Source organism: Glutamicibacter sp. AGC46, from assembly GCF_053543715.1.
On the sequence record NZ_JBLVOJ010000011.1, the window covers coordinates 576,351 to 584,177 of the forward strand.

The following is a 7,827-nucleotide window of genomic DNA, read 5'->3' on the forward strand; positions in this document are numbered from 1 at the left end:
ACCGGGGTCCTGGGACTTCGCTGTTTGCGCCAAGAGAGTGCTACCAGTCCAGCAACCGCGGTGCGATGAGCAGGACTGTCGGGCAGATCAGCAACATGATGGTGCTCAGGAGCACTAGTGCGCGCTGCGGGCGGCCCAGCGGATCCTGCGGGGAGAGCAAGCGTTGCAGCCGGCGGGAGGAGACTTCACCATCTGGCATGCCAACTAGGCCGGCACTGGACGAATGATTCTTTGACGACGAATCATCCATTGCTGCGGCGGTGGCGACAGTGACAATGGCTTTGAGCAAAGTGTGCCTATTGACCTTTTCCAGTGCTTTGTCGTCGGCGAGCATTTCTATCAGTTGGCGCACTGCGTCGAGGGCAAGGCGTGAAGTCGGTAGCCAAGGCAATGCTTCGTGCCACGCCGTGAATGCCAGGATCAGCAGATCATGCCGTTGATCCAAATGGGAGCGTTCATGGGCAATAACCGCCTGTTGCTCTTCGGCAGAGAGCTGGGTGAGCAATCCGCGCGATAGCACGGTCACCGATTGCGAAATCCCCGGCACGCAATATGCAACAGGCATGTCGTGATCAATCACTAGGGTATTTGGCCGCGTCTGGGACGGGTTGCTCAAGAGGCGCAGCAGATGCCGGTGCTTGGCTCGTTGGCGAGAGATGCGCCAAGCCGCTCGTATGAGGGTTAATACCAGGTGAAATCCGAAGAGCAGTGCTGCGCTCAAGGCGAACAGGTGCACTTCGCCGGGGTCGGGCACACTGGGATCTCCCATTATCAGGAGCCAGCCGCCATGAAGCGCGGAGATGAGGTCATCGCCCAATGGGGCCAAGCCCCAGACAAGCATCGAGCCGATCATGGAAAGTCCACCGCCTAATGCGATGGCTTGCCAAAGGAGTACCGCTTGCACTGGTGAGCGGGCGGTCCATTTAGCCTTGGATAAAGCCAACGGCGTCGGCCACGCCAATGCGATAGCCAACGCCGCTAGGAAATATGAGGTGAGAAGCACTCAGTCCCCGAAGTTCTTCTAAATTATGCGGACTTTACTGAGTCCAAGATAGCACGCAGGGATGCTGCCTCGTCGGGGGAGATGCCTCCGATGAATCGTGCCAGGACTGCTTCACGGTCCTGGGCGGTGCCCAGGGCGTCGTTGAGCAGTCCAACGGTGTGATCCTCACGGGAGGATGAAGCTGCGTACCGGTGAGGGCGGGTAGTGCGCTCGCGCTCTACCAAACCCTTCTTTTCGAGACGGGCTAGCACAGTCAGCACCGTAGTGACTGCGAGTTCTTTCGCGTCGGTGCCAAGCGCCGCCAAGTCATCACGAAGGTCATTCGCGGTGAGTGGTTCTGCAGAATCCCACAGAAGATCCATGACGGAGCGTTCCAGATCGCCAAGGCTGGCCACTAGGTCGTACCTCACTTGCATTAGTTTTGACGCGGTTGCTTGACTCATGGAGTGCAAGCACACTGCTTGGGTTCTTAATTGTAGCCATCTTTCCACAATATTTCTACGGCATGTAAAAGAGAGGGGTGAGTACATGCTTTACCCGTTTCGCCATGAGTTGCGAGAATGTGGCGGGTGAAACTTGTTGACTTGGGTTTTTTAAGAACCGTAGACACAACCCTGTCAATAGGCTTAGTATTTGCGCCCACGTGCGCGCTGGCGAAGTTTCCAGTTTCGGAAATTGCTCATCGGCTCGATTTCTACACGCTGTCGAAATCGTCTATGGTGGCCTTGGAGAACTTTTCTACGGAGCGTAGAAAAGTGATTGAACTTCGACCCCACGATAGTTGAGGAATCCATGGATGCTCTAGAGATTGCCCGCTGGCAATTCGGCATTACGACGGTCTACCACTTCCTGATGGTGCCCCTGACCATTGGACTAGGCCTGACCGTGGCCACGCTGCAAACCATGTGGCATCGCACCGGCAACGAGCACTGGCTGCGAATGACAAAATTCTGGGGCAAGCTTTTCCTGATTAACTTCATCATGGGCATCGCCACGGGCATTGTCCAAGAGTTCCAGTTCGGCATGGCTTGGAGCGAATACAGCCGCTATGTAGGGGACGTATTCGGAGCGCCGTTGGCCATGGAAGCACTGCTGGCCTTTTTCGTAGAATCTACATTCCTGGGGCTCTGGATCTTCGGCTGGAAGAAGCTTCCCAAACGCGTGCACCTGGCAACCATCTGGTGCGCATCCCTGGCAACGATCTTTTCCGCCTACTTCATCCTTGTTGCGAACTCATGGATGCAGCACCCGGTTGGAACGAAAATAGTTGACGGCCGAGCCGTGATGACCGACGCATGGGCGGTGTTCACCAACAACACCGCGCTAGTGACGTTCCCGCACACTATTTTCGGCGCCTTCGCCGTTGCCGGCGGCTTCCTGCTGGGTATCTCATGGTTCCATCTCTACCGCCGACGCAAAGAAGGCATCGACACGGTGGATGCCAACGGATATGTTGTCGTGGGCGAAGATCCCAGCCGCGGTAAAAGCCGTGACAAGGTGGACTACCAAGTCTGGATCAAGTCCCTGCGCATCGGCGCAGCGGTAGCAATGGTCGCGTTCCTCGGTGTGGCACTGAGCGGGCACGAACAAGCAAAGCTCATGTTCGAGCAGCAGCCGATGAAAATGGCTGCTGCGGAGGCAGCTTGCCATGATGGAACAGGCTTCTCGGTGCTGTCCTTGGGAGATATCACCGCCAAGGGTTCAACCAACTGCGACAACGTCGTAGCGGTCTTCGAAATCCCGGGCATTCTCTCGTATCTGGCCAATGGGGATTTCACCACCGAAATCAAGGGCGTGAACACGCTGATTCCGGAATACCAAGAAAAATACGGCAAGTACTATCCGAACGATGAATCCTTCGGCAAGTACGCAGGCCAGGAAATCAACTACTTGCCAGTGATGGAAGTGACCTACTGGGGCTTCCGCTTGATGATCACCCTCGGCGGGCTCTCGGCATTGGCTGCTGGCGTTGCGCTATGGATCACTCGCAAGGGCACCGTCCCAGAAAACAAATGGCTCTCGCGCCTTGCCCTGCTAGGCATTGCCGCACCCTTCGGTGCAAACGCCACTGGCTGGATTTTCACCGAAATGGGCCGGCAGCCATTCACTGTAGTCCCCAACCCGCAGATGGGTGGCGTGGACCAGGTGTTCATGTACACCGCAGCATCGGTCTCTCCGACAGTGAGCGCAGGAGAACTGCTCTTCTCGCTGATCGCGCTCACGACAATCTACGGTGTGCTGCTGGTCGTGGAACTGGTGCTGCTCAGCCGCTACATTCGTGGCGGCGTGGCATCGGCAATGCCGGAGCTTGAACCGTCAGATCATTCACCAGCGGACGGCCCCTCGGACCCGGACAACGATGACGACGACGTACTGGCCTTCGCCTACTAGCGGCACGGACTAAGGAGAACATCAATGGATTGGCTTCCAACACTTTGGTTCATCGTGATCGCGCTGCTCTGGTGCGGCTATCTCTTCCTCGAAGGCTTTGACCTCGGGGTGGGCATGCTCATCGGTCTCGGCCGTTCCACCGAGAAGCGCAAACGGCTCTTGCTCAATACCATCGGCCCGGTCTGGGATGGCAATGAGGTATGGCTGCTGACCGCCGGCGGTGCGACCTTCGCAGCGTTTCCGCACTGGTACGCCTCGCTGTTCTCGGCCCTCTACATTCCGCTGACCTTTGTCCTGCTGGCGTTGATTTTCCGTGCCGTTGCCATTGAGTACCGAGGCAAGGCGATCACCGCAGCAACCCGGAAAGCTTGGGACCTGGCCTTGGGAATCGGATCGCTGGTGGCCGCCTTCGGTGTCGGTGCCATGCTGGCATTGACCACCTTGGGCCTGCCTTTGAACGAGAACGGCGACCGAATCGGCGGGGCCTTCGCGTGGCTGAACTGGCATGCCGTCCTCGGCGGCGCAGCAGTGGTGGCGTTCTGCTGGATCCATGCGTTGGCATTCCTGCGGTTGAAAACCGACGGAAAAGTCCGCCATGAAGCAGGAAAGCTCGTAGGCCGCTGGCTGCCGCTAGCAATCCTGCCCTTAGTTGCGTGGGTCCTGCTGGTGCTGCTGGACAACGATTCCACCATCGCCTGGGCGGTGTTGGGCCTGGCAGCGGTCTGCCTGGCCATTTCGATAGCCAGCGGCCGCGCTGGGCGCGAGGGACTCTCCTTCATCGCCCTGGGCGCCACCTTGCTCGCCGGGGTCGCAGCGATCTTCACCGCCGCTTACCCGGTAGTGCTGCCATCGACCATCGACCCGGCCTTCGACCTGACCGTGGCTAACGCGTCCAGCACTGCCTACACCCTGAAGCTCATGAGCGTCGTGGCCGCCTTCGGCGTGCCAATGGTCCTGGCGTACCAGGCCTGGAGCTACTGGGTCTTCCGCAAGCGCTTGCGCGAAGAGCACATTCCAGAAACTCATCGAGTCGTCTCCATCATCAAGTAACCGCATTTCCGAGGGAAAGAAGTAGTAATGCCAGCCCCGCGATTCCTGCCGCGTGAACTGATCACGCCACGACAATTCCTGGTTTTGGCGCTGTTCTCCGCGCTCAAAGTCGTCGGGCTGGTATTCGTCGCCTACGCGCTGGGCCAATGGATCGCCACCATGGCCGATGGAGGGGCCAATGAATCGCACCTGCTGATCCTGGCGCTGGCCGGCGCCGCGCTTCGAGCGCTCAGCGCATGGGGATTGAACGCCGGCGCCCGCCGCATGGGCCTGGGCGCGAAGGAACGGCTACGGCTGAACCTGGTGCGCAGGCAAGCCGCGCAACCAGCCATCGTCCCCGCGGCGGAACAGCATTCCATACCGGTCACCGCCACCTTGGCCAGCCATGGCCTTGAGAAGCTCGATGACTACTTCACCAAATTCATTCCTGCGCTCATCGGCGCCCTGGCCGTCCCGCTACTGCTTGGCCTCTACATTCTGCAGCTGGACTGGATCAGCGCAGTGGTGCTGCTCCTGACGATCCCGCTGGTGCCGGTGTTCATGGCATTGATCGGCATGCACACCCAGGACACCCTCAACGAATCCCAAGCCACCTTGGATCGGCTTGCCCACCAGCTCTACGAACTCGCCCAGGGCTTGCCCGCACTGCTGGGCTTGGGCCGGGCACGGGCGCACGGCAGCGCCATCGCCGCCGTCAGCAGCAAATACCGGGCGGCCACCATGGCCAACCTGAAAACCGTATTCATGTCCAGCTTCTGGCTGGAACTGATCGCAACCCTTTCGGTGGCGGTACTCGCGGTGATGATCGGCGTGAGACTGGTCAGCGGGAATATGGATCTCGCCGCCGGGCTGATAATCCTCATTCTGGCACCCGAGCTGTTCTCGGCACTGCGCGAAGTGGGCTCTGCCTACCATGCGGCCGATGACGGGCTGGCTGCCTACCAGAAGTACACAGCCATCACCGCTGCCACCCCGGTCCATCAGCTTCGTGCCAGCACGGCCAGGAACGCAGATAGCGTCCTGGACGTCGCGGACCTGCGGATCAGCTACGATGGCATGCATCCAATCCACCAAGCCGTGAATATTCAGTTGCGCGCGGGGGAGCGCCTGGTATTGTCCACTGCCAGCGGTTCGGGCAAGAGCACGCTGCTCAAGCTGATCGCCGAGGCGCACAGCAGCGACAACACCTTCGATCCGGCCTTGGCCACCGGGCGGGTCTTCATAGCCGGCCAGCTTGCAGTGATTAGCCAGCATCCGCAATTCAACGCAGCAACCGGCAACGGGCAACTGGACCAGGACGCCCCCGCGGCATCGGCTGAACTGCGCCGAGAGCTCAGCTCCCGGCTATCGATGGAGTCCATGCTCGAGCGCCCGATCGGTGAATATTCACCCGGCGAGCTGCGCCGCCTGGAAGTGCTGCGCGCGTTGCTGCGGGTTCACAGCGACGACCACTGCACCGTGCTGCTGGCCGATGAGCCTACCGCGCACCTCGATGAGCGCAACGCCCAGCAAGTACGCGAACTGCTGAGTGAACTTCCAGCCCGCTGCGCGATGCTGGTCGCCAGCCACGACCCCGCCTTCGGGCAGGACGAACGTGCGGGCAGCATAGCGCATGGTGCTGGCCCTGCCCACCGTGAAGAATCCGCAGGCAACCGGTCGCGAGCCACCGCGGCAACGCAGCCTGGCGCCCCTGGCCAACGGCCGGTGAAGTCCAAGTTCACCCCGATGCGCGACTTGCTTGCCGGGTACAAAGCTGCCCCCAAGGGCGTGCTCTGGGGGACAGTCAGCGTGCTATGCGCCGTGGCGCTCGCGGCCCTGAGCGGTTGGCTGATCGTTGAAGCCAGCTACCAGCCTCCCATCTTGCACCTGACCGTAGCCTTCGCGATGGTCCGAGGCCTGGGAATCGGACGAGCTGCCTTCCGCTACCTGGAACAGCTCGCGATCCACGACGCGGTGCTGGCCTATGCCTCGGATTTGCGCGAGAAGATGTGGAACGCGATGGTGGCCAACCCCGCACAGTGGGGCTTGCTGACCCGTTCCTCGGTCATCCTGCGATTCTTGCTGGCCGAGGTCGATGAACTGCGCGACCTATTGGCCCGGGTGCTGTTCCCGCCGCTGCAGGCAATCGTAGTGTGGGTTGCAGCAGCAACGGCCTTGTACTTCATCCAGCCCGAATTCGGATATCTGGCCCTCGGCGCGCTGCTGGTGCTGGTCTTCCCGGTGCGTTGGCTTGTGCAGCGCATTGAAGGCGAACACCTCGTGCATCAGCTCAGCCACCGGATGCAGATGAACCAGAGCGTGCTGGGCATCTTGCGGCACAAGTCCGCACTGCGCAGCAATCAGGCCATGGAACGGACCATTGGCCGGTTCCAGGACGCCGAAGCACGCAATACGCAGCGCGCTCGCCGGCATGCCCTGGGCCAAGGCAGCGCCACGGCCCTGGCCACGTTGACCAGCGTATTGCTTGCCATTGCCATCACCGCGCTATCGCACAGCAGCGCATCGTTTACGGCACTGGCCGTGCTCCTGGGCCTGGCCTTGGGGGAGAGCGCTGGCAATGCCCTGCTGGCGGTGCAGCAGGGGCGGGCGCTGAAGGTACTGTCATCGAAGCTGGAAGAACGCGGCATGCAAAGCCACGGCGCACGAGCAGCGCAGCACAACCCGCCGGTGAAGCAAAGCAGGATCGCCGGCTTCGATGCGCAAGCGCTGAGCCTCGGGTACGAGCAGGGAACGCCAGTTCTGCAGAATCTGAACGCCCGCATCCCGGCAGGGCAATGGACGGCCATTACCGGTCCATCGGGTTCTGGCAAATCGACGTTGCTCACCGCGTTGCTGGGCGCGTTGCCAGCGCAGTCGGGCAAGTTGAAGGGCATCGATGCCCGCGGGAACCTGCTGGATCTAGAGCAGGCAGACCTGTCATCGGTTGCCTGGTGCCCGCAAGAGGCGCACCTCTTCGACTCCTCGATTCGCCGGAACCTGATGCTGGGCGTCACTGAAGGCCAGCTGCGCAGCGATGCGCAGCTGGAAGAAGTGCTGGAGCAAGTCGGGCTGTCGGACTGGTTGGCAACACAGCCAGAAGGCCTCGAGGCACGCATCGGTTCCGGCGGGCACCAGCTCTCCGGCGGTCAGCGGTGCAAGCTCGCCGTGGCCCGTGCCATGGTGGGCGGCCACCAGATCATCTTGCTTGATGAACCGACTGCCCATCTGGGGGTGGATGAAGCCCAGGAGCTGCTTTCCACCTTGCATCTCGCCCTTGCCGGACGAACCGTCGTCTTGATCACCCATGACCAGATGCTTGCCGGGCAGTGCACCCACCGCATTGAACTGGGAAGCCAGAAGCCCAGGGTCAGCGCATAGGACTGCGGCGTCGCTTCCACCCACGG

5 protein-coding genes are annotated in these 7,827 nt (G+C 60.8%); 3 read left to right on the plus strand and 2 right to left on the minus strand.

Features of this window, described 5'->3' with window-relative positions:
* Positions 1–40: 40 nt before the first annotated feature.
* Both ACNPM8_RS07895 and ACNPM8_RS07900 read right to left on the minus strand, forming a co-directional pair.
* The gene (locus ACNPM8_RS07895; RefSeq protein WP_105656766.1) at positions 41–1,003 is read right to left on the minus strand and encodes a M56 family metallopeptidase; all 963 of its coding nucleotides are present in this window, start codon (positions 1,001–1,003) and stop codon (positions 41–43) included.
* Between the two features lie 23 nt (positions 1,004–1,026).
* Positions 1,027–1,398, minus strand: coding sequence for a BlaI/MecI/CopY family transcriptional regulator (locus ACNPM8_RS07900; protein WP_066144398.1), 372 nt, complete (start codon positions 1,396–1,398; stop codon positions 1,027–1,029).
* Positions 1,399–1,795: 397 nt separating this feature from the next.
* Between ACNPM8_RS07900 and ACNPM8_RS07905 the strand changes: the two genes are divergently transcribed.
* From ACNPM8_RS07905 to cydC, 3 genes are read left to right on the plus strand one after another with little or no spacing between them, the layout of a single operon-like run.
* Positions 1,796–3,394 (plus strand): cytochrome ubiquinol oxidase subunit I, encoded by a 1,599-nt coding sequence (locus tag ACNPM8_RS07905; protein WP_448939602.1) that lies wholly within the window; start codon positions 1,796–1,798, stop codon positions 3,392–3,394.
* 24 nt (positions 3,395–3,418) lie between these two features.
* A complete protein-coding gene (gene cydB / locus ACNPM8_RS07910; RefSeq protein WP_105656764.1) occupies positions 3,419–4,444 on the plus strand; it encodes a cytochrome d ubiquinol oxidase subunit II in 1,026 nt (341 codons plus the stop codon).
* A gap of 27 nt (positions 4,445–4,471) precedes the next feature.
* A complete protein-coding gene (gene cydC, locus ACNPM8_RS07915) occupies positions 4,472–7,801 on the plus strand; it encodes a thiol reductant ABC exporter subunit CydC (protein ID WP_448939603.1) in 3,330 nt (1,109 codons plus the stop codon).
* Positions 7,802–7,827: the final 26 nt, after the last annotated feature.